Origin of the sequence: Flavobacterium acetivorans (genome assembly GCF_020911885.1) — a bacterium.
GTDB lineage: Bacteria > Bacteroidota > Bacteroidia > Flavobacteriales > Flavobacteriaceae > Flavobacterium > Flavobacterium acetivorans.
The window spans coordinates 628,693-650,161 of sequence record NZ_CP087132.1 but is presented as its reverse complement, the minus strand read 5'-3'; the positions used below and the strand labels follow the sequence as shown (position 1 = coordinate 650,161).

General features: G+C 36.0%; 15 protein-coding genes and 1 tRNA gene. 11 read left to right on the top strand and 5 right to left on the bottom strand.

Translation table 11 applies throughout. The features are described from left to right. Positions 1-7: 7 nt before the first annotated feature. From LNP19_RS02875 to LNP19_RS02860, 4 genes are all read right to left on the bottom strand, one after another. Positions 8-2,308 carry a glycoside hydrolase family 65 protein gene (locus LNP19_RS02875; protein ID WP_230063312.1) on the bottom strand — a complete coding sequence of 767 codons (2,301 nt, stop codon included), beginning with the start codon at positions 2,306-2,308 and terminating at the stop codon, positions 8-10. Between the two features lie 104 nt (positions 2,309-2,412). Next, a complete protein-coding gene (pgmB, locus tag LNP19_RS02870; protein WP_230063311.1) occupies positions 2,413-3,069 on the bottom strand; it encodes a beta-phosphoglucomutase in 657 nt (218 codons plus the stop codon). 2 nt (positions 3,070-3,071) lie between these two features. Further along, positions 3,072-4,433, bottom strand: a complete 1,362-nt coding sequence (locus LNP19_RS02865) for an MFS transporter (protein ID WP_230063310.1) — start codon at positions 4,431-4,433, stop codon at positions 3,072-3,074. Positions 4,434-4,687: 254 nt separating this feature from the next. Continuing rightward, positions 4,688-5,707 (bottom strand): LacI family DNA-binding transcriptional regulator, encoded by a 1,020-nt coding sequence (locus tag LNP19_RS02860; RefSeq protein WP_230063309.1) that lies wholly within the window; start codon positions 5,705-5,707, stop codon positions 4,688-4,690. 226 nt (positions 5,708-5,933) lie between these two features. On the opposite strand from LNP19_RS02860, the gene LNP19_RS02855 reads away from it, so the two are divergent. From LNP19_RS02855 to LNP19_RS02830, 6 genes are all read left to right on the top strand, one after another. Then, positions 5,934-8,852 (top strand): SusC/RagA family TonB-linked outer membrane protein, encoded by a 2,919-nt coding sequence (locus LNP19_RS02855; protein WP_230063308.1) that lies wholly within the window; start codon positions 5,934-5,936, stop codon positions 8,850-8,852. An 11-nt stretch (positions 8,853-8,863) separates the two neighbouring features. Continuing rightward, a complete protein-coding gene (locus tag LNP19_RS02850) occupies positions 8,864-10,462 on the top strand; it encodes a RagB/SusD family nutrient uptake outer membrane protein (RefSeq protein ID WP_230063307.1) in 1,599 nt (532 codons plus the stop codon). 57 nt (positions 10,463-10,519) lie between these two features. Then, entirely contained in the window at positions 10,520-11,665 is a 1,146-nt protein-coding gene (locus LNP19_RS02845; RefSeq protein WP_230063306.1) for a SusE domain-containing protein, read from the top strand. 84 nt (positions 11,666-11,749) lie between these two features. Beyond that, positions 11,750-15,088 carry an alpha-amylase family glycosyl hydrolase gene (locus LNP19_RS02840; RefSeq protein ID WP_230063305.1) on the top strand — a complete coding sequence of 1,113 codons (3,339 nt, stop codon included), beginning with the start codon at positions 11,750-11,752 and terminating at the stop codon, positions 15,086-15,088. 2 nt (positions 15,089-15,090) lie between these two features. Then, on the top strand, positions 15,091-15,789 hold the full coding sequence (locus LNP19_RS02835) for a fibronectin type III domain-containing protein (protein ID WP_230063304.1): 699 nt from the start codon (positions 15,091-15,093) through the stop codon (positions 15,787-15,789). Positions 15,790-15,944: 155 nt separating this feature from the next. Further along, complete coding sequence (locus tag LNP19_RS02830; RefSeq protein ID WP_230063303.1) at positions 15,945-16,484, top strand: lipid-binding SYLF domain-containing protein; 540 nt, start codon at positions 15,945-15,947, stop codon at positions 16,482-16,484. 733 nt (positions 16,485-17,217) lie between these two features. Here the strand turns inward: LNP19_RS02830 and LNP19_RS02825 are convergent. Further along, positions 17,218-17,290: transfer RNA gene (locus LNP19_RS02825), tRNA-Phe, on the bottom strand. Positions 17,291-17,389: 99 nt separating this feature from the next. Between LNP19_RS02825 and LNP19_RS02820 the strand changes: the two genes are divergently transcribed. From LNP19_RS02820 to LNP19_RS02800, 5 genes are read left to right on the top strand one after another with little or no spacing between them, the layout of a single operon-like run. After that, positions 17,390-18,124 carry a type III pantothenate kinase gene (locus tag LNP19_RS02820; protein ID WP_230064204.1) on the top strand — a complete coding sequence of 245 codons (735 nt, stop codon included), beginning with the start codon at positions 17,390-17,392 and terminating at the stop codon, positions 18,122-18,124. Beyond that, positions 18,117-19,343, top strand: coding sequence for a BamG family beta-barrel-assembly machinery protein (gene bamG, locus LNP19_RS02815; RefSeq protein ID WP_230063302.1), 1,227 nt, complete (start codon positions 18,117-18,119; stop codon positions 19,341-19,343). Before LNP19_RS02820 ends, bamG begins: the two co-directional genes overlap by 8 nt. Positions 19,344-19,391: 48 nt before the next feature. Continuing rightward, complete coding sequence (gene lptC, locus LNP19_RS02810) at positions 19,392-19,946, top strand: LPS export ABC transporter periplasmic protein LptC (protein WP_230063301.1); 555 nt, start codon at positions 19,392-19,394, stop codon at positions 19,944-19,946. 18 nt (positions 19,947-19,964) lie between these two features. Next, positions 19,965-20,159: a hypothetical protein gene (locus tag LNP19_RS02805; protein ID WP_230063300.1), complete on the top strand. Its 195-nt coding sequence runs from the start codon at positions 19,965-19,967 to the stop codon at positions 20,157-20,159. 3 nt (positions 20,160-20,162) lie between these two features. Then, complete coding sequence (locus LNP19_RS02800) at positions 20,163-21,422, top strand: hemolysin family protein (RefSeq protein ID WP_230063299.1); 1,260 nt, start codon at positions 20,163-20,165, stop codon at positions 21,420-21,422. Positions 21,423-21,469: the final 47 nt, after the last annotated feature.

Genomic DNA, 21,469 nt, shown 5'->3' with positions numbered 1-21,469 from the left:
TTGTTATTTATGCTATTTCAAGTTTAGTGGCCATTACAGCCTGTCCGTTAACCACAAGGGCTAAATCAGTATCTCCATTTACCGAAAAAGTGGTTTTGTTTTGGCTAACGGCAACCGTCAAAATCTGGTTTCTAAAATTGATTTTAAAGGAGTAGGCTTTCCATTGTTTTGGGATTTTTGGAGAAAAATGAAGCTTGTCTTCTTTGACTCTCATTCCGCCAAAACCTTCCACGATACTCATCCAAGTTCCTGCCATCGAGGTAATATGACAGCCTTCTTTGACTTCTTTGTTGTAATCATCGAGATCCAATCGGGAAGTTCTTAGGTAAAAAGCATAAGCCATATCCATTTTGTCCAATGCCGCCGCCTGAATCGAGTGCACACAAGGCGAAAGCGAGCTTTCATGAACCGTAAAAGATTCGTAATATTCAAAATTGCGTTTCAATTCCTCTTTGGAGAAATGTTCTTCAAAGAAATAAAAGCTTTGCAACACATCGGCCTGTTTGATATAAGGTGAACGCAATACCCGATCCCAAGACCATTTTTGGTTGATTGGTCTTTGCGAAGGGTCTAAACCTGCTACGGGAACCAAATCTTTGTCCAGAAATCCGTCTTGCTGCAAATAAATCCCCAATTCTTCCGATTTTGGGAAATACATATTATCGGCTACTTTTTTCCATTGTTGAATCTCAGAATCAGATAATTGTACTTTTTCAACGATTCGTTTGTGATCCAAAGGAAATTCTAAGGCAACTTTCTGAATTTGTTCCTGCGTATAATTGATACACCATTTGGCTATATAATTGGTGTGGAAATTGTTGTTGACGTTATTTTCGTATTCGTTAGGTCCGGTAACTCCCAAGATGACAAATTGGTTTTTATCTTTAGACAAATTGGCTCTTTGATGCCAAAAACGCGCAATCCCAATTAAAACTTCCAATCCTTTTTCAGGAATATAAGAATTGTCACCCGTGAAACGATGGTAATTAAAAATCGCAAAAGCAATGGCGCCATTTCTGTGAATTTCCTCATGGGTAATTTCCCATTCGTTATGGCATTCTTCGCCATTCATGGTAACCATCGGGTACAAAGCCGCTCCGTCTTTGAAACCCAAATTATTTTGAGCATTTTCAATCGCTTTATCCAATTGATTGTAGCGATAGGTCAATAAATTTCGGGCAACTTCCTGATCTTTGGTCGCCATATAAAAAGGAATACAATAAGCTTCGGTGTCCCAATAAGTGGAACCTCCGTATTTTTCACCGGTGAAACCTTTTGGTCCAATATTCAATCGGCTGTCTTTTCCCGAATAGGTTTGGTTCAACTGGAAAATATTAAAACGGATTCCTTGTTGGGCTTTTACATCGCCATCTATGGTAATATCCGACATCTCCCAAATTTTTGCCCAAGCTTCAATTTGGTCATTCAATAATTGATCGTATCCTTTGGCTAATGCCGATTGGATTGCTTTTTCTGCTGCAGCTAAGGTGTTTTTATGATTTAAAGAAACCGCATATCCACCAATTTTTTGGATCGCCGATTTTTGGCCTTGAGCCACAATGACATCGTAACTGAATTTAATTTTGTCCGGAAGGCTGTCAATTGCCGAAGGGGAGATGCTCAAATTTTCTCCATTTTGCCAAATGCTGTTTTGCATGAAGGTCGTTACCTCAAAATGGGTTTTAAAGGTTTGAGCCGTAACAAAAGCTTCATTTCCTGATTTTTTGACTTTTAGCGGTTCCCAGAATTTTTCGTCCCAGTTAGCATCCTCATTCGTTACTCCGGCATCGATGTATGGCTTGTAAATTATTTTTGCATCCTTATTCAAAGGAGTGATTTCATAATTGATCATTCCCACTTCGTCCAAGTCTAAGGAAAGAAAACGACGTACATTAACCGAAATTTCGGTACCGTTTTTTAAAGTAGCATCAAAGGAGCGATGGTACCAACCTTCTTTCATATTCAATTCCCTACGAAAGTTTTTTATGGAAGTGCAACTGTTTAAATCTAAGTTTTCACCGTTGATTTCGATGTCAATTCCAATCCAATTTGGGGCATTCAAAACTTTGGCAAAATATTCGGGATAACCGTTTTTCCACCAGCCCACTTTGGTTTTATCCGGATAATAAATTCCGGCAATATAACTTCCCTGAAAGCTGTCTCCGGTATATTTTTCTTCAAAATTAGCACGTTGGCCCATGGCTCCGTTACCGATGCTGAACAGGCTTTCAGACGATTTTACTCTCTCTGCATCAAATCCTTCTTCAATGATAGACCAATTGTCTGGCTTTATATAATCTTGATTCATTGTTTCCTTTTGTTTAAAGTTTAAAAAGTGTAAGGTTTAGAAGTTTAGTACTGAGAAACTCATGACAGACTTCTGTGTTTCTTATCACTTTTTATTCTATCTTTTTATTTTTGAATTAAAGCCTCTATAAAGCTTCTGTTTATATGTGTAAAATCTTTAAATATGTATTTTGCTTCGTTCAAAATAGCTTCTTCTCCAATTCCGATGCTGATCATTTTTCCGATATTGGCCGCCTGAATACCAGCCACAGAATCTTCAAAAACAATGGCATCTTTGGGTTGTACTCCTAATAGTTGGGCAGCAATCAAGAAAACTTCCGGATCGGGTTTGGCATTTGAAACATCATTACCATCAACAATAGCGTCGAAATAATGGAGGATTCCTGTTTTCTCCAGAATAGGTCTGGCATTTTTACTTGCCGAACCCAAGGCGATAGCTTGGTTTTGTTCTTTCAAATGTTTTAAAATGTCTAAAACACCTGGTAATATTTCGCTTTGATCCATATCAACCAAATAGGATAAATAGTCTTCGTTTTTTTGAACGAGCCATTTGTTTTTGTCTTCTTGTGAGGCTTCAATTTTGCCTAATTCTAAAATGATATCCAAGGAACGCACTCGGCTGACTCCTTTTAATAATTCATTGTGTTCGAGTGTGAAATCGATATTTAGTTCCTCTGCAATTTTTTTCCAAGCCAAATAATGGTATTTGGCAGTATCTACGATCACACCGTCAAGATCGAATATAAATGCTTTTTTAATCATGATTATTGTTTTATTACATCATCAACATCTTTCACTTTTACCACTAATACGGCGGCAATAAGAAAACTAACTCCGCTGCTAACTAAGGCAAGTATGGCATTGTCATGATAGACATACTTAACTAAAGGGCCGCCAATTAAGGCATTGATGATTTGAGGGATAACGATAAAGAAATTGAAAATTCCCATGTAAACGCCCATTTTCATTGGGGAAATGGAACCTGCTAAAATAGCATAAGGCATAGATAGGATACTTGCCCAGGCAATTCCCACACCAATCATAGAGAGGATTAGCCAGTCTTCATTGGGTACAAAATACATCGAGATTAACCCTAATCCACCGACGATTAAGGAAATGGAATGGGTTAGTTTTCTTCCGATTTTTTTAGCAATGTAAGGCAAAGCAAAGGCGTAGAAAGCCGAAACAAAATTGTAAATCCCAAATAATACGCCAACCCAGTCACCGGCATCTTGATAAGCCACACTTTTGTTGTCAGTGATTGGCAAACCGTAAATATGATGCGCTATAGCGGGAGTGGTAAATACCCACATTCCGAAAAGACCAAACCAAGAAAAAAACTGAACCCAGCTCAGCTGTCGCATTGTGGTAGGCATTTTTCTAAAATCTTCAAAAATGTCTAATAGGCTGGATTTTTTTTGGGCAACAGTTGCTTCTAAAGCTTCTTGATGGGCATTTTCGTCCTCAAATTGTGCTAATTCTTCAGGTGAATATTCTTTGGTGGTCAAAATGGTAATTAGTATCGAACCAATAAGAATGATGGCTCCAATGATGAAGGACCAAATAAGATGGGAGGGAACACCTCCATCTTCGTTTCTATTGGAAACGCCAAACCAATTGGTAAGCACATAAGGCAGCCAAGAACCGATTACCGCTCCAAATCCGATTAGGGCAGTTTGAACGCTAAATCCAAGGGTTCTTTGATCTGTTCTTAAATTGTCCCCTACTAAAGCCCGGAAGGGTTCCATGGCAATGTTGAAGGAAGCATCCATAATCATCAGCATTCCGGCACCAACCCAAATGGCGGGTAATAGCGCAATGAAAATTTCGGCTTGTGGCATTAAAATTAAACCAATAGACGCCAATACAGCGCCAACTAGAAAGAAAGGTTTTCTTCGTCCAAATTTGCCCCAGGTTTTGTCACTGTAATAGCCTATTATGGGCTGAACAATCAATCCCATTAAAGGAGCGATTATCCAAAACCAGGATAGTTCATGCACATCGGCACCAAAAATTTGAAGAATTCTGCTGGCATTAGCATTTTGAAGGGCAAAACCCATTTGTATTCCCAAAAAACCGAAACTCATGTTCCAAATTTCCCAGAAACCTAACTTACGCTTTTCCATTATCGTCATTTAAAATGAATGCGATAAGCGCGATGCTTATCAAAACTTAACTTGTTTTTCGAAGTAAAAGTAAAAGCTTTGATGAGGTAAAAGTAAAAATTTATTTTGAACTTTTACTTTTTAGGGAATAATAAAAGGTAATATTTTTAACTACAAGGTTGTAGTAATGAATAAAGTAAGAAAAAAAGCTTAGAGGCGGGAAGTTAGGAGTGAAGAAGTGTCACAAAACTCACAACCGATAACTCACAACTCACTTAATTAGTTGATTCTCTTTCGATCAGATGGGTCTCAATTACTTCGGTTTTGTAATTTTCTTCTTCATCTTCCTCAGATTCTAATCTGTCAATGAGCATTTTTGCGGCTTTATTGCCCATTTTTATTCCGTTTTGGCTTACGGTAGTAATGGTAGGAGTCGAGTATTTTGAAATGATACCGTCAGTAAAAGCAATTACGGATAAATCTTCGGGAACTCTTATCCCCATTTTATTGGCTGTTTTAATACAGGTTACCGCAAAAAGCTCGTTTACCGCAAAAACGGCATCAATGGCTTTGTCTTGCAATAGTTTGCTGATGATGATTTCGCAAGTATCTACATCTTCAATTTTGATGATTAAATTTTCATCAAATGGGATTCCGTTGTCCAAAAGCGCTTTAACATAACCATCCGTTCTTAGTTTGCCCACACTTACATAATCGACCGTGGTTACCAGGGCAATTTTTTTCTTTCCATTGTCAATCAGGCTTTGAACTGCCTCGTAGGCGGCCGATTTGTCGTCAATAATGACTTTGTCGCAAAGGATTTCATTGGTTACCCTGTCAAACATGACAACGGGCATTCCTTGATTGATTACTTCGGTAATATGATGAAAATCGCCTTTGAACTGGGTTTCTTTAGATAACGACATGATAAAACCATCGATGCTTCCGTTGGCCAGCATTTCCATGTTAAGGACCTCTTTGTCAAAAGAATCGTCCGAAAGACAGATGATAACACTATAGCCGTATTCGTTGGCTACTTGTTCAATTCCGTTGATGACAGTCGAGAAAAAATGATGTACAATCTCGGGGATGATTATTCCTATAGCTTTTGACTTTCTGTTTTTTAAACTCAGGGCAATATTGTTGGGCTTGTAATTATAGAATTTGGCAAAAGCCTGTACTTTTAATCGGGTCTCCTCTCCAATTTCGGAACTGTCTCTAAGTGACTTCGAAACGGTTGAAATGGACACGTCCAATTCTCGGGCTATTTGTTTAAGGGTTATTTTCTTCTTCATGATAACAATTTGATAAATTTTGTTTCCGTAAATTAAGGTATTAATTATTTAGATTATCCTAATTATGTGCTCAAAAACCTGTAATATATATAAAGTTTTCAACACTACCACGTTTTCGTAAGCCATTTGAAAAATGCTTTTGTCGGGCGTTCTAAAATTTACATAAATTTAACATTCGAAGTAAGAGTAAAAATCAGTAAAAACCAAATTAACTTAAACGAAAAGTATGAAAACAATTTATAAGAAGTTGTTATTTTTATTGCTGCTGTTGCCTTTTGGTGTTCTGGCACAGAATACTATAAGCGGGATTGTTCTGGATAAAACATCAGGACAACCTATTCCGGGAGTGAATATAAATATACAAGGCAGTACAAATGGTGTTTCAACAGATTTTGACGGCAAGTACCAATTATCAAATATTAAAAAAGGAGATAAAATAGTATTCTCTTTTATTGGATATAAGAACGCGATAATTAATTATGATTCCCAAAAAATAGTAAATGTTTCTTTAGGAGAAGATGAGAATCAATTAAAAGAAGTGGTGGTTCAGGTAGGATACGGAAGCGTTAAGAAAAAAGATGCTACAGGTGCTGTAGATTTAATTACTACCAAGGAATTTAACAGAGGAGCAATTACAAGTGTAGACGGTCTTCTTAACGGGCGAGCTCCTGGTGTTGTGGTAACTTCATCTGGGACGCCGGGTAATGAAGCGGTTATAAGAATTCGTGGGGGTTCGTCTTTAGCAGCAAGTAATGATCCATTAATCGTAATTGATGGTTTGCCAATTGATGGCGGACTTTCGGCGGTTAATCCAAATGACATTGAAACATTCTCTATATTAAAAGATGCATCTGCAACTGCTATATATGGAAATAGAGGTTCAAATGGGGTGATTATCATAACGACTAAAAAAGGATCTAAAAAAGACATTCAGGTTTCATTGAATACCTTTACGACCTTGAATACTTTGGCTAAGAAGATTGATGTATATTCAGCCGATGATTACAGAGCCTTAGTTGGCGAAGTAGCACCCGGTAAAGTTGGACTTTTAGGCAATTCAAAAACGGATTGGCAAAAAGAAATTTTCCATACTTCTGTAACTTCAGATGTTAGTTTATCGGTGATGGGTAATTTGTTTAAAAAAATACCTTCAAGATTAACAATAGGAAATACGGATAATAACGGTATTTTGATGACTTCTAATTTCAAGAGATCAACGGCATCGGCAGCTTTAAATCCAACGTTTTTTGAGGATCATTTGAAAGTTAATCTTACAGCTAATTATTCTTATACAACCAAAAGAAATGCTGATGAAGGCGCAATAGGAAGTGCTATTTCTTATGATCCTACTCAGTCGGTATATGATTCCAATTCTATTTTTGGAGGGTATACAGAATGGACAGATCCTGTTTCAGGAAATCCAAGAGGAACTTCAAATCCGGTAAGTCAATTAAAAGAAAGACGAGATATTTCTAATGGTCATAGATTTTTTGGAAATATTAATATTGATTATAAATTCCATTTTTTACCTGAGTTAAGAGCAATTTTGAATGCTGGGATGGACAAACAAGACGGAGACGGTAGTGTAACTATAAATCCACTTTCTCGTTCCGGTTATAATGCGAGTGTTGTAGGAAATGAGCAAATAGGTTCATATTCAGAAACTTGGTATCACAATAAAAACAATAACATAAGCGCACAATTGAACTACAATAAATCATTTGGCAAATTAGATGTAGATTTCCTAGGAGGTTATGAATATCAGGAATTTGGCAAACGAGATTACAGATCAGGAAACAGAAATCTTTTTGGATTGAATCTGGGAGAAGAAAAAAATGAAGATGTTTATACTGATCCGGGAAATAAATTAGGAGCTTATTTTGGTCGTGCTAACTTAGGTTTCGACAGCAAGTATTTGCTAACAGTTAACTTTAGAAGAGACGGTTCTTCTAAAATTTCTCCAGAAAACAAATGGGCAAATTTCCTTGGTTATGCTTTTGCATGGAAAATTAAAGAAGAAAATTTCTTGAAAGATTCTAACGCTATTTCTGATCTGAAATTGCGATTGGGTTATGGCGAAGTGGGTCAACAAAATATTAATGCACCTATTGATTGGTTCAAAAGATATTCTACTTCTAACAATAATTCCTACCAATTCGGGAATTCATTCGTGGTTATTTCTAAGCCAGAAGGTTACAATGAGAATTTAAAATGGGAAAGAAGCACGAAATATAACATTGGTTTGGATTTTGGCTTTATGAATAATCGTTTAAAAGGATCGTTGGATGGTTATTTCTCAGAGACAAATGATTTATTTTCTCAGGTTGCCGAAGGATCTTTGCAGAATTTGAGAATCTATGGTTATAGAAATATCGGTTCTTTACAATCAAAAGGAGTAGACTTTTCATTAAACTATCAGGCAGTACAAAACGAAAAATTTAATCTGAATTTAAATTATAACGTTGCCTACAATAAATCGGAGATAACGGATTTGTTTTCTGATGGGCTTCAAATAGGCGGAGTAGGATTAGGCGGTTTTGTACAGACACATAAAGTAGGATTGGCTCCTTTTTCTTATTGGGTATACGAGCAAGTGTATGATGTCGCTGGTAAAGCTATTCAAGGGGTTTATGTGGATAGAAATAAAGATGGTGTTATTGACAGCAACGATAAATACAATTATAAAAAACCACAAGCAGATGTTACCATGGGCTTCATGGCAAATGCAACATTTTATAAAAATTGGGATTTTTCAATGGCTTGGAGAGCAAGTTTAGGTAATTATGTATATGATAGAATATCTGCGGATAGATCGGTATTGACTTCGATCAATAATACGGTTGATAATACCTTGAATAATGCGCCGGTTGATTATAGCAATACGTTTTTTACTTCGGCTGTAAAAGAATCCGATTATTATGTTAAAGATGGTTCTTTCCTTAAGTTAGACAATGTTACATTAGGGTATAAATTTAGCGAAGTTTTAGGTGGTAAAACATCTTTAAGATTCTATGCAGGTGTTCAAAATGTGCTTACAATAACGAATTATAAGAACATTGATCCAGAAGTTTTTAATGATGGTATCGATGGGTCAATTTACCCTAGAGCAAGAATGTATATGTTGGGTGTAAATGCTAATTTTTAATAAAATAAAGGATGAAAAAATATAGAAAATATTTTGATATAAAAAAGGTGTTAATTGCATTTGTCTTAGTAACATTAGCCTCTTGCAGCTTAGATATCACTCCAAAAGATGATGATGATTTTACCAGTGAGCAATTTTATGCTACACCGGGGGCATACAAACAATTTTTGGCAAAAATCTACGGTGGTTTAGCCGTTACAGGTCAGAAAGGGCCAGATGGGGAATCCGACTTAGGATCCGGAGCAGGAACTGTTAATGAGGGATTCTCCCAATATTTAAGAGGATACTGGCAATTGCAGGAATTAACTACCGATGAAGCAATTATAGCTTGGGGAGAAAGTGATAATCCAACTATTAAGGATTTGAATTTCAACACTTGGAACGCAGACAATGTTTTTCTTGAAGCATTTTTTGCCCGAGTTTTTTATCAGGTTAGTTTGAGTAATGAATTCTTAAGAGAAACTACAGATGCAAAATTAGATAGCAGAGGCGTTTCGGCAACTTTGCGTGAAGAGATTAAAAGATACAGGGCAGAAGCTCGCTTTTTAAGAGCATTGTCTTACTATCATGGTATAGATATTTTTGGAAAATTACCTTTTGGAACTGATGCAGATCCTTTAGGGACGCCGCCTCAAATGCAAACAAGAGAATTTGTTTTCAATTATATAATAACCGAATTAGATGCTATAGAAGCGGATATGGCTGCGCCAAAAGCAAATGAATATGGTCGTGCAGATAAAGCGGCCCTTTGGATGCTTAAAGCCAAATTGTTTTTGAATGCCTCTATTTATACAGGAGTTGACAAAAGCGCAGAAGCATTGACCGCTGTAAATGCTATCATTGGTTCAGGATATGGTATTGCACAAATACCTTATGCAAACCTGTTTAAGGCTGACAATAATACTAATGGAGCCCAAGATGAAGTTATTTTTCCTATTGCATTTGATGGGGTAAATACAAAAACATGGGGAGGAATGACCTATTTATTACATGGGTCTACTGATGCTGTATCTGCACCATTATTGGGTATAGATTTTGGATGGCAAGGTTTTAGAGTTCGTAAAGAATTTGCTGATATTGTTGGTACAAGTGATGCTCGTGTCATGTATGTTCCTGGTGATGCAAGTCCAGCTTCTATTTCTGACTATTCTAAATTTGAACAAGGAAAAAAATTAATAAAATTTTCCAATAAAACTTCGACCGGAGGAAATGGTAAAGATCAAACATTTCCCGATACTGATTTCCCATTGTTTAGAATGGCAGATGCTTATTTAATGTATGCTGAATTGGCTGTTGTTAATGGAAAAGGAAGTACGGCTACGGCTTTGACCTATGTTAATGATTTAAGACAAAGAGCCGGTGTAGGTCTTGTTGCCTTATCTGATTTGACACCTCAATTCATTTTAAATGAAAGAGCTAAAGAATTGTACTGGGAAGGACACAGAAGACAAGATTTAATTAGATTTAAAAAGTATTTAGACACTTACAGTTGGCAGTGGAAGGGCGGAAGTCAATCTGGTTCCGATTTATCTCCAAATAGGTTGATATTCCCAATTCCAAATAAAGAATTGAGAGCTAATGCTAATTTGTCGCAAAATCCTGGATATTAATAAAACAACTCCTTGGTTCGAATCGATTAACTAACGAGTTTAAATAAAATTTATATTATGAAAAAAATATTTTTAAGTTTGATTTTATTGACAGGAATAGCCAGTTCGTTGGTTTCTTGTACAAATGAGAATCAGGATCCGGTTGCTTCGGTAATTCAAAATATCGTTTTGAGCACACCGGCGGGAGCTGATTATGTGTTGACGGCTCCAAAAGCAGCTGATGATGTAGCAACAATAAAGTGGTCCTCCGCTGATTTTGGATATTCTGCTTCGGTGACTTATTCACTGCAAGTTGTTAAAGCTACAGCCGATTTTTCTGAACCTCAATCTTTTGTTCTTGGAAGTTTTAATGATAGTTCCAAATCAAATCACGAGAAAACTTTAACCCAAAGACAGTTGAATTCTATGTTGTTAGGTGCCGGAGGTGCAATTGGAGCTTCTGGAAGTTTTAAAATGAGAGTGGTAGGGATGCCATCTACTCAACTTGAATCTTCTGCAAATGGAGTTAAATCAATTTCTCAAGAAATAGCTTTTACCGGAAATCCTTTTGATACTTTTGATGAGTTCGATAGGATTTATGTTCCGGGTAATTATGGTGGCTCAAGCACTTTTGCTGATTGGGCACCAGATAACGCACCAAGATTATTTTCGGCAAATAACAACGGCAAATACGAAGGTTTTGTGTGGATGAATAATGCTTCTCCAGCATTCAAATTTACCCCTGGTCCAGCTTGGTCTGGTGATAAGGGTGATCTTACTGAAAATCCAAATACATTTACAACATTAGGCGGAAAAGACATTAAACCAGTAGATGGTGCAGGAACTTATTTCTTTACTGTAGATTGGTTAGCAAATACTTATACTATTGCTAAAGTGCGAGTGGCTATAATAGGAGCAGCTACACCTAATGGTTGGGATAATCCTACCGATTTAGTTTTTGATACTAATCCGGCTTCACCCTATTATAGAATGTACACCAAAGATTTAGTATTAAAAGCGGATGAATTTCTAGTTCGTCTAAAAGACGATTGGTCTATAAAAATGGGTACAATGTCTGGAAATGTAGAAACTCTTGTAGCTACATCCCAAAATAAAATAAAGCTTAATGGAGGGAATATGAAAGTTCCAGCGGCTGGAAATTACAAAGTAGTGTTGGATTTAAATAATTCAGCAAACTACAGTTTAAAATTAATACCAAATTAATTTTTAATCAAAATTGATTTTATTTATTGAAAAGGGCTGTCTTCGTATGGCCCTTTTTTTATTTAATTTAATTACTGTCAAGCCATGAAAAAAACTTTACTTTTAATTTTTACACTATTTACACTAATCGCTGTTGCCCAACAGCAAACAGTGAGTTATTCTGTAAGCCCCACAACATTTGAGGAAAACACTGCGATAACCATAACCATTAACGGTAGCAGCATTAATGAGGCTACTTGGGGAGTGGCTGGAAACGCGCTTTACCTTTGGGCTTGGGCTTTCGATGCAAGTGGTGTTACTCAAAAGGGAACACCAAATAATGGGGCTTGGACAGCATCTGATGAAGCGGCAAAATTCACCTATAATTCAGCAAACGATACCTATACCAAAACCTTTACGCCAAAAACCTATTACAACACAACAGGAATTGGGAAAATCGGTTTTTTGATCAAAGCCAAAGACGGAACCGGCGACAAAAAATCGCAGGATATTCTGGTTGCCGTTGGCTCGTTTCAAGTAACATTGTCTTCGCCTGTGCAAAATAGTACTGCGATTATCGCTTCGGGATCAGATTTTAATATTGCAGCGACTAATTCAAACGGAAACGCTAGCTATGTTTTAAAGTCAAATGGGATTATTTTGAATTCAAATTCAAGTACAGCATCCTATTCTTATACCCATTCGGCGATAGCTACAAACCAGAATTACGAATTAATTGTGACTCAAGGTTCAACGGTAATCTCTAAAAAGTTCTCGGTAATTGTAAATCCCAATACCATTTTAGAAGCGATGCCTGCGGGTTTAGTTGATGGAATAAATCATAATTTGGCCGATGCGACTAAAGCGACATTGGTTCTAGATGCGCCTTTAAAAGATTTTGTTTACGTCGCCGGGAGTTTCAATAATTGGAATCCTACTTCGGCTTTTGCAATGAAAAAGGATCCGGTTTCAGGAAAATTTTGGTTGGAATTAACCGGATTGGTTTCGGGAGAAAATAATAGCTATCAATACTGGGTGGTTGAAACAACGCCAATTGCAAACTCTCCTGCGCTGGTAAAAACAGCCGATCCGTATTCTACTTTGGTTTTGTCTCCTTATGATGATGCCGGAATTCCAAATGCAACTTATCCTAATATGCCGACTTATCCTTCGGGTCAAAGTTTTGAGGTAACGGTTTTAAAAACGGGGCAAACTCCTTACAATTGGCAAACTCCAAATTTCGTAAAACCGGAGAAAGAAAAATTAGTGGTTTATGAGGCTTTGATTCGGGATTTTGATAGCGGCCGTAATTTTCAGAGTTTAATAGATCGAATCGATTATTTTAAAAATCTTAAAATTAATGCGATTCAATTGATGCCCGTTATGGAGTTTGAAGGCAATGAAAGTTGGGGTTACAATACCTCATTTCATATGGCTTTGGATAAATTTTATGGGACTTCGGATAAGCTAAAAGAATTCATCGATTTATGCCATCAAAACGGAATTGCGGTGATTTTGGATGTGGCTTTAAATCATGCTTTTGGAAGAAATCCAATGGTGCGCATGTGGATGAACGATCCCGATGGTGACGGATTTGGTGCGCCAACTTCCGAAAATCCTTATTTTAATATGGTTGCCAAGCACAGTTATAATGTTGGCGAAGATTTTAATCATCAACAAGCCAGGACACAAAATTATGTCCAGAGAGTCATAAAACAATGGATTGAAGAATATAAAATTGATGGATTTCGCTGGGATTTAACCAAAGGCTTTACGCAAAACTGTGCAGCTTCAGATGAGAATTGTACCAATTCCTACCAGCAAGATCGAGTAGATGTTTTGAAATCGTATGCTGATTATTCTTGGAGCTTGGACCCAACACATTATACCATTTTTGAACATTTAGGTACAGATGCCGAAGAGCAGCAATGGGCCAATTATAGAATTACCGAAACACCAAGTAAGGGAATTATGATGTGGGGCAATATGAACGGGGCTTATAACGAACTTTCTATGGGATATACTTCTAATATTTCCAGAATGAATAACGCCAGCAGAGGTTTCGCTGCTAATCGTTTGATGGGTTATGCCGAAAGCCATGATGAAGAACGTTTGATGTACAAAAATTTGCAATTTGGCAATAGTACCAATGCAACACACAATGTTAAGAATCTGAGTACGGCCTTATCTAGAATGTCGGCAATCGGAGCTGTTTCTTTATTGGTTCCCGGACCAAAAATGATTTGGCAATTTGGGGAATTGGGTTGGGATTCTTCTATTTTTACGTGTAATAATGGTTCGGTTAATACGTCTAATGATGCCATTTCTGGCGACTGTAAATTGGATACTAAACCACAATTACAATGGACTAACAACTGGTTAGGAGATGCTAAAAGAAGCAAAATCTATAAGAATTGGTCTACAATGATTGCCTTAAAAACAACCGAGGCTGTTTTTTCCGGAACGGCAACGATGGCTAATGCCAGTTCGCTGTATCCGAATATTAAAATTACGAATGCTGCATTGGCAAATACGGAGCTTAAAGATGTTTTGATCTTGGCTAATTTTGATGTAACACAACAAAATGTGGCTACTGCTTTTCCTTATACCGGAACCTGGTACAATCTGATGGATAATTCTTCTGTTGAGGTAGTAGATGTTAATGCTCCTATTTCGCTACCGCCCGGAGGATTTAAAGTCTATGGCAATCAAAAATCAAAATTAGATATTCAACCCTCCGATTTTGAATTGCCTACAGATAATTTTTCGATTGAATCAAAAGGCGAAACTTGTCTTGGGAAAAATAATGGTGAAATAAATATCAATGCTGCTGAAAGTTACGATTATACGGCTATTGTTAATGGAAAAGCCTATGCTTTTGTTAATAATCGCTTGAATATTTCAAATTTGATTCCGGATACCTACGTTGTTTGTATTTCGGTAGCGGGAGAAACATTCGAACAATGTTATAGCATTACTATTCCCAAAGGGAAAACAATCAGCGGAAAATCTACCGTTTCTTCAAATAAAGTTTTGATTGAAATTGAAGAAGGAACCGCTCCTTATCAAATAGCTGTAAACGGAAAATCGCAATTTGAAACGACCTCTTCTTCTTTTCTTATAGAGGCGCAATCAGGGGATTTTGTTGAGGTAAAAACGGCCAAACTCTGCGAAGGAATATATTCAAGAAAGATAGAAGATGTACCGGAAATGATATCGTTGTATCCAAATCCAACCGCTGATGTCTTTGAAATTGCATTGCCGGGTTCGAAAGATACCTTAGAAATAGCGCTTTATAATGTGTTTTCTCAGTTGATTTCAAGGAAGGTTTATCCGGTTGTAAATGATAAGGTGCAGCTTAATTTGGCAGACCAATCAGAGGGAGTTTATTTTGCCAAGATTTTTCTGGATAATCCTAAAGTGCTAACCATAATAAAAAAATAATGATGAAAAATTTTTTATACCTGTCGTTTATTTGTTCTTTTATTTTTTCTTGTGGAGGAGGAAGCGATAATCCGGGAACTCCCCCAGAAAAGGAAAACACTGCACCAACAATCCCTTTATTGGTGTCGCCCACAAATAATAAATTATGCGTTGATAATTCGATTAATTTTGAATGGGAAAAAGCGATTGATGCCGAAAATAATCCGATAACTTATCAGATACAAGTGGCAAAGGACAATCAGTTTTTGCAAATAGTGAAAACAAGCGAAGGAACAGCCAATACGCAATCTATTTCTTTGGAAAAAGGAGTGGCTTATTATTGGCGCGTGAAAGCAACAGATAGTAAAAATTTATCCGGTGCTTATTCCCAAACTTACAGCTTTTACACCGAAGGAAACGGCTTGACGAATCATTTACCGTTCGCGCCAGAATTGCTCTCGCCAACTTTAAATCAGGTTTTAAATGCTGCTGCGGTAACTTTAAAGTGGAATGCAAGTGACGCAGATGTAAATGATGTTCTTGTTTATGATGTGTTCTTTGGTACAACTAATCCGCCTACGCAAAAACTAGGAGAGAATAAAACGGCAACCACTTTGGATGTTGATTTGGAAGCTTCTAAAAATTATTATTGGAGAGTTGTGGTCAAAGACAATAAAGGAGGAGAAACACGGGGTCAGATATGGGCGTTTAAAACTAATTGATACTTTGTTTTTTTTGAATGTATATTGTTGATAATCAATTGATTTTTAATTTATTTGAAGAATTTTTGGTATATTTGAGAAGGTGTATTTTACTCTTTGTTTATGGGTAAAAACATAGCTATAAGTTGCTTTACAACAATTTAAAAAGGAGAAGTATGAAAAATTTAAGTATTATTTGGGTAATGGCGATGGCTTGTTTGATAAGTACAGTGCCTATGTTTGGACAATCGGCATCTAAGAAGAATAAAATTGTTGCCGACAGCAAGACTGCAAAAGCCGAGTTTATTAAAGCAGATCCTCTTATGAAAGGACTTTTTGAAAAAGCCTATGGTTATGTTATTTTTCCTAATGTTGGAAAAGGAGGACTTGGTGTAGGTGGCGCGGCCGGAAATGGATCTGTTTATGAGCACAACAAGCTAACGGGAATGGCGAAACTCTCACAACTGAGTATAGGTTTTCAAGCTGGAGGACAAGCGTACCGTGAAGTGATATTTTTTGAATCTAAAAAGGATATGGAGCGGTTTAAAGAAAGCCGATTCGAGTTCTCTGCCCAAGTTTCCGCAGTAGCCGTAACCGAGGGGGCTTCGGCAAATGTAAAATATGCAGACGGGATTATGGTGTTTACTATGCAAAAAGGTGGGCTGATGTATGAAGCATCAGTGGGAGGACAGAAGTTCAAGTTTAATAAAATGTAGGATAATTTTACGATTGAATAAAAGATTGATTGGAGCTGTTCTAGGATCAGCTCCTTTTTTTTGTAAAAATTGTTGAAGAAGATAAGCTTGGTTGCTTTTGGGGTTAAAAGATGCTACATTACAGCTTAACGTCTGAACCTATTACTAAGAGCTTAGTCCGATCCTTCAATTTCGTCCGCCACAAGGCAACTACTTTTTAGGCTTGATTTTTACCGCTCAATAACTTTAAAAATTGATCTGAATTAAAGCCATCGATTATCCATTTTTGTAGGACAAATTGAGCTTGCTAAGCCACAATAAGCTAATCTTTTAAGAAGTTTTTAATTATAAGAAAAAACATATAAAATCAAGCTTTTAGACTGAAAAACAACATGAAATCACCTAACGGATAAAGCATAGTTAAAGCATGGATAGTGTATGGATAATGCATGGATAGTGTATGACTGAAATATCAAAACTGGAAAGCAGCAATAAAACGCTAAAAAATCACCATCCTAAACTCTAAAAAATACTTGTCGAATTCCTACAAAAAAACACTAGGATTAATTAGAAAAACAGAAGCATTTAGATCAAAATTCAGTAGAGTGAGCAATATTGAATTTTTCCTTTTTAGGCTAACTAATATTTATGCTTAATTTTTGCTGCTCCACAGGTTTTTGTATTGATCCTTTTTATGCAATGCAATTAAAAAGAGGTTAAAAACAAAAACCCGAATATTTCTATTCGGGTTTTGTGGTACCTCCAGGGATCGAACCAGGGACACATGGATTTTCAGTCCATTGCTCTACCATCTGAGCTAAGGTACCGTGCTTGTTGCGGGTGCAAATATAGGATGTTTTTTTGTTTGTGCAATACATTTTTTAAAAAAAATGTATTCGTACCTTCGCAAAAACAAAAATGGAATTATGGTTTTAACGGTTGATGTTGGGAATACAAGAATTAAAGGTGCTGTTTTTGAGGATGATATCCTTATTGAATATTTTGTTTTTGAGAAAAAGGAGCTTCAGGAAAAAATTAAAAATATTTTAAATAAATATAAGAAAACGACGCATTTGGTTGTGGCATCAGTTGGAAATATAGAAAAAGAGTCTTTTTTAGAGTTAGAAAAAGAGGTGAAAATACATTTTGTTTCGCACAAGGATTCTTTTCCGTTTGTCAACAGCTATGAAACGCCGCAAACTTTAGGGATTGATAGGATGGTTCTTGCTGCGGGAGCCACTTTGCAGTATCCTAATCAAAATCGATTGGTTATTGATGCCGGAACCTGTGTCACCTACGATTTTATTGATGAAAATGATCATTATCTTGGCGGAGCGATCTCGCCAGGGCTGCGTTTGAGGTATGAGGCATTGCATAATTTTACTTCAAAATTACCTTTGTTAACTTTGGATGAACCGAAGCATTTTATTGGGAAATCTACTTCTGAGTCAATTCATTCCGGTGTGGTGAACGGATTGGTTTATGAGATCGATGGTTTTATTAACGAATATAGAGGACAATGTTTAAAATTTATAATAATTTTAACGGGTGGGGATACAGAATTTTTGGCTAAACGATTAAAAAATACCATATTTGCCAATTCAAATTTTCTTTTAGAGAGTTTGAACCGAACATTTCAATATAAAATCAAAAATGATTAAAAAAATTATAGTAAGCACTTGTTTGCTTTTGTCGTTAGTGTCTTTTGCTCAAGAAGGGACTTCGTCTCCTTATTCTTTTTATGGAATTGGTGATGTGCGATTTAAAGGAGCGGCAGAGAATCGTTCAATGGCAGGTTTAGCAGTAGAACAAGACAGTATACATCTTAATTTAGAGAATCCGGCGAGTTTTGCTAATTTAAAACTCACCACTTTTTCTTTAGGAGGGACTTATAATACTAATAAATTGAAATCGGATTCCAAGTCTGAATCGGCTAAAAGAACCACTTTGGATTATCTTGCTGTAGGACTTCCTATGGGAAAATTTGGAATTGGGTTTGGATTGATTCCTTATTCTTCGGTGGGATATAAAGTAGAATCTTTGGAAGGTGGTAGTAAGCGTTTTTCTGGTTCGGGAGGTTTAAATAAGGCTTTTTTAGGCGTGGGTTATAAAATTGCGCCTAATTTCAGTATTGGTGCCGATGTGCAATATAATTTTGGAAAAATTGAAAATACTAGGTTAGAATTTGTTACTGGAGTTCCGTTAGGAACTCAAGAGTTGAATACTGCGACTTTGTCAGGGGTCAATTTTAATGTGGGAACAATGTATAAAACCAAGATAAGTAAAAAGCTTAATTTTTATAGTAGTTTAAATTATACCTTAGAAAGTACATTGACATCTAATAATACCAGAAATATTTTGACCGTGAGCTATGATATGAGGGTTGATGATGTTCTTGATCAGGAAAAATTTGCAAAGGATTTAAAGTTGCCTAGTAAATTGTCTTTTGGAGCTGGAATAGGAGAATCTCAAAAATGGTTAATAGGAGCTCAGATAGTAGCTGGAAGTAAAGGCGATTTAGTGAATACGTATAATGATATGAATATTGTCTCTTATGAGAAGTCGATGAAGTACAGTCTTGGTGGATATTATATTCCTAACTACAATTCTTTTTCGAGCTATGCCAAAAGAATCGTTTATAGAGGAGGTTTAAAATTTGATAAAACCGGATTAATGGTTAACTCAGAATCTATAAATGACATAGGCTTAACTTTAGGACTTGGGTTACCTATATCAGGTAGTTTCTCTAATGTTAATATTGGTTTTGAATTAGGTAAAAAAGGAACAACTTCTTCTAATTTAGTTCAAGAAAACTATGCTAATATTAGTGTAGGATTTTCTCTTAACGACAAATGGTTTGTAAAAAGAAAATTTGAATAATTTTTTAGAAACGACAATAGTTATATTTCATTTTGTCAGTATCGATATATGATTTTATTTAATAAATATAAAACAATCACAGCAGTCATGGTTTTAGCCATGACTCTGTTTTTTGGGTGCGAAAGTAATTTTAAGGAAGTTCAAAAAATAAATTTTTCAGAATTTACTCCTAATGGCGATGCAGATAACGTTAATTTGAAATATACAGATTCAGGGCTTATAAAAGCCGTTTTGCTAAGTCCGAAGATGTTAGATTATACCAGTGTCGATTTTCCCTTTACCGAATTCCCAAAAGGAATAGATGTTACCTTGTATGATGCCAAGGCTAAGAAAACGCGCATAACTTCTGTTTACGCAGTTTCTTACAAAGTGACCGGAATTATTGATTTAAGAGGAAAAGTTAAAATTGCTTCCGAAGACGGGCAAATGCTCGAAACAGAACAACTCTATTACGATCAAAAAAACGAATGGTTTTTTACTGAGAAAAAGTTTAAATTTACTGATATCAAAGGGGTTTCTAACGGTCAGGGAATAGATTTCAGTAAAGACTTTAAAATTATAAATTCACAAAGAATAACCGGCGAAGTGGAAAGCGCCGAATAAATAGCTAAATTTTAAATTATGGGTTACTTAAAATACACACCGTATCTTTATCTTGTTTTTGCAGCAGTTTTTGTTTACGATGCATTTGTAAAATGGGAAATGGCTGATGCTACGCCTAAACTGAGTCTTTTAATTGCTGGACTTGCTGTTTTTATGTTTTTCTTTAGAATGAAATTCGCAAAAAAAATAGAAGAGCGCAATAAAAAACAATAATTCATGGAAATTAGTATTATAATATTGTGTCTAATATTATCTGCTTTTTTTTCAGGAATGGAAATTGCATTTATTTCTTCCAATAAAATTTATCTTGAAATAGAAAAAAAACAAGATAATTTTCTCTCTAAAATACTGACTAAATTAACGGAAAAACCGTCAAAATTTATTGCGGCCATGCTCATTGGTAACAATATTGCTTTGGTGGTTTACGGTTTTTTTATGGGCGAATTATTGATGCGCTGGATCAATTCGCTGAATTATCAGTTTTCGGATGTGTTGAGCCTTTTTATTCAAATCCTGTTGTCGACATTAATTGTGTTGATTACGGCTGAGTTTTTGCCAAAGGTTTTTTTTCAAATTTATGCTAATGCTTTAATAAAGTTTTTCGCTGTTCCAGCTTATGTTTTTTACCTGTTGTTTTATTTTATCTCTACTTTTTTGATCTGGGTTTCGGATTTTATACTTAAGACATTTTTTAAAACAGAGGGAGATCAAATTCAGCTTTATTTTAGTAAGGTCGAGCTTGGGAATTATATTACGGAGCAAATGAGTACTGTTGAAGATGATGAAGAAGTGGATTCAGAAATTCAAATATTTCAAAATGCACTGGAATTTTCAGGAGTAAAAGCCAGGGATGTCATGAGTCCCAGAACCGAAATTGTTGCGATTGATTTGTTTGATTCTGTAGCGGAGCTGAAAGATTTATTTGTAGAGACAGGTTATTCTAAAATTGTGGTTTATCAAAATTCATTGGACGATATTGTGGGTTATGTGCATTCGTTTGATTTGTTTAAGAAGCCTCAAAGCATCAAGTCGATTGTTATTCCTGTAGAATTTGTTCCTGAAACCATTTATATAAAAGATGTAATGGATCTGCTGACCAAAAAACGAAAAAGCGTCGCAGTAGTGCTAGATGAATACGGAGGGACTTCGGGGATTATTACTATAGAAGATATCGTGGAGGAACTTTTTGGGGAGATTGAAGATGAACACGATTCAGATGAAGAACTGATTGAAAAAGAGCTGGATGAGGATAGTTATCTTTTTTCGGCACGATTTGATGTCGAGTATTTGAATCAGGCTTATAAGCTATCAATTCCTGAGAGCGATTCTTATGGTACTTTGGGTGGTTTTATTGTCGATTTCACTAAGGAAATTCCGTCAAAAGGAGAGGTGATTGTCATAGGGAACTATCATTTTGTGATAGAAGAAGCGACAAATAAAAAAATAGAATTGGTAAAAATGACCATAAAAGAGTAATTTATTTTATAAAAACATTTTTTTTGTAAAATAAAACGCTACTAGTA

Bases quoted from the DNA above. Each gene is read 5' to 3' on its own strand.
- LNP19_RS02875 (WP_230063312.1), bottom strand. From the start codon at position 2,308: ATGAATCAAGATTATATAAAGCCAGACAATTGGTCTATCATTGAAGAA.
- pgmB (WP_230063311.1), bottom strand. From the start codon at position 3,069: ATGATTAAAAAAGCATTTATATTCGATCTTGACGGTGTGATCGTAGAT.
- LNP19_RS02865 (WP_230063310.1), bottom strand. From the start codon at position 4,433: ATGGAAAAGCGTAAGTTAGGTTTCTGGGAAATTTGGAACATGAGTTTC.
- LNP19_RS02860 (WP_230063309.1), bottom strand. From the start codon at position 5,707: ATGAAGAAGAAAATAACCCTTAAACAAATAGCCCGAGAATTGGACGTG.
- LNP19_RS02855 (WP_230063308.1), top strand. From the start codon at position 5,934: ATGAAAACAATTTATAAGAAGTTGTTATTTTTATTGCTGCTGTTGCCT.
- LNP19_RS02850 (WP_230063307.1), top strand. From the start codon at position 8,864: ATGAAAAAATATAGAAAATATTTTGATATAAAAAAGGTGTTAATTGCA.
- LNP19_RS02845 (WP_230063306.1), top strand. From the start codon at position 10,520: ATGAAAAAAATATTTTTAAGTTTGATTTTATTGACAGGAATAGCCAGT.
- LNP19_RS02840 (WP_230063305.1), top strand. From the start codon at position 11,750: ATGAAAAAAACTTTACTTTTAATTTTTACACTATTTACACTAATCGCT.
- LNP19_RS02835 (WP_230063304.1), top strand. From the start codon at position 15,091: ATGAAAAATTTTTTATACCTGTCGTTTATTTGTTCTTTTATTTTTTCT.
- LNP19_RS02830 (WP_230063303.1), top strand. From the start codon at position 15,945: ATGAAAAATTTAAGTATTATTTGGGTAATGGCGATGGCTTGTTTGATA.
- LNP19_RS02820 (WP_230064204.1), top strand. From the start codon at position 17,390: ATGGTTTTAACGGTTGATGTTGGGAATACAAGAATTAAAGGTGCTGTT.
- bamG (WP_230063302.1), top strand. From the start codon at position 18,117: ATGATTAAAAAAATTATAGTAAGCACTTGTTTGCTTTTGTCGTTAGTG.
- lptC (WP_230063301.1), top strand. From the start codon at position 19,392: ATGATTTTATTTAATAAATATAAAACAATCACAGCAGTCATGGTTTTA.
- LNP19_RS02805 (WP_230063300.1), top strand. From the start codon at position 19,965: ATGGGTTACTTAAAATACACACCGTATCTTTATCTTGTTTTTGCAGCA.
- LNP19_RS02800 (WP_230063299.1), top strand. From the start codon at position 20,163: ATGGAAATTAGTATTATAATATTGTGTCTAATATTATCTGCTTTTTTT.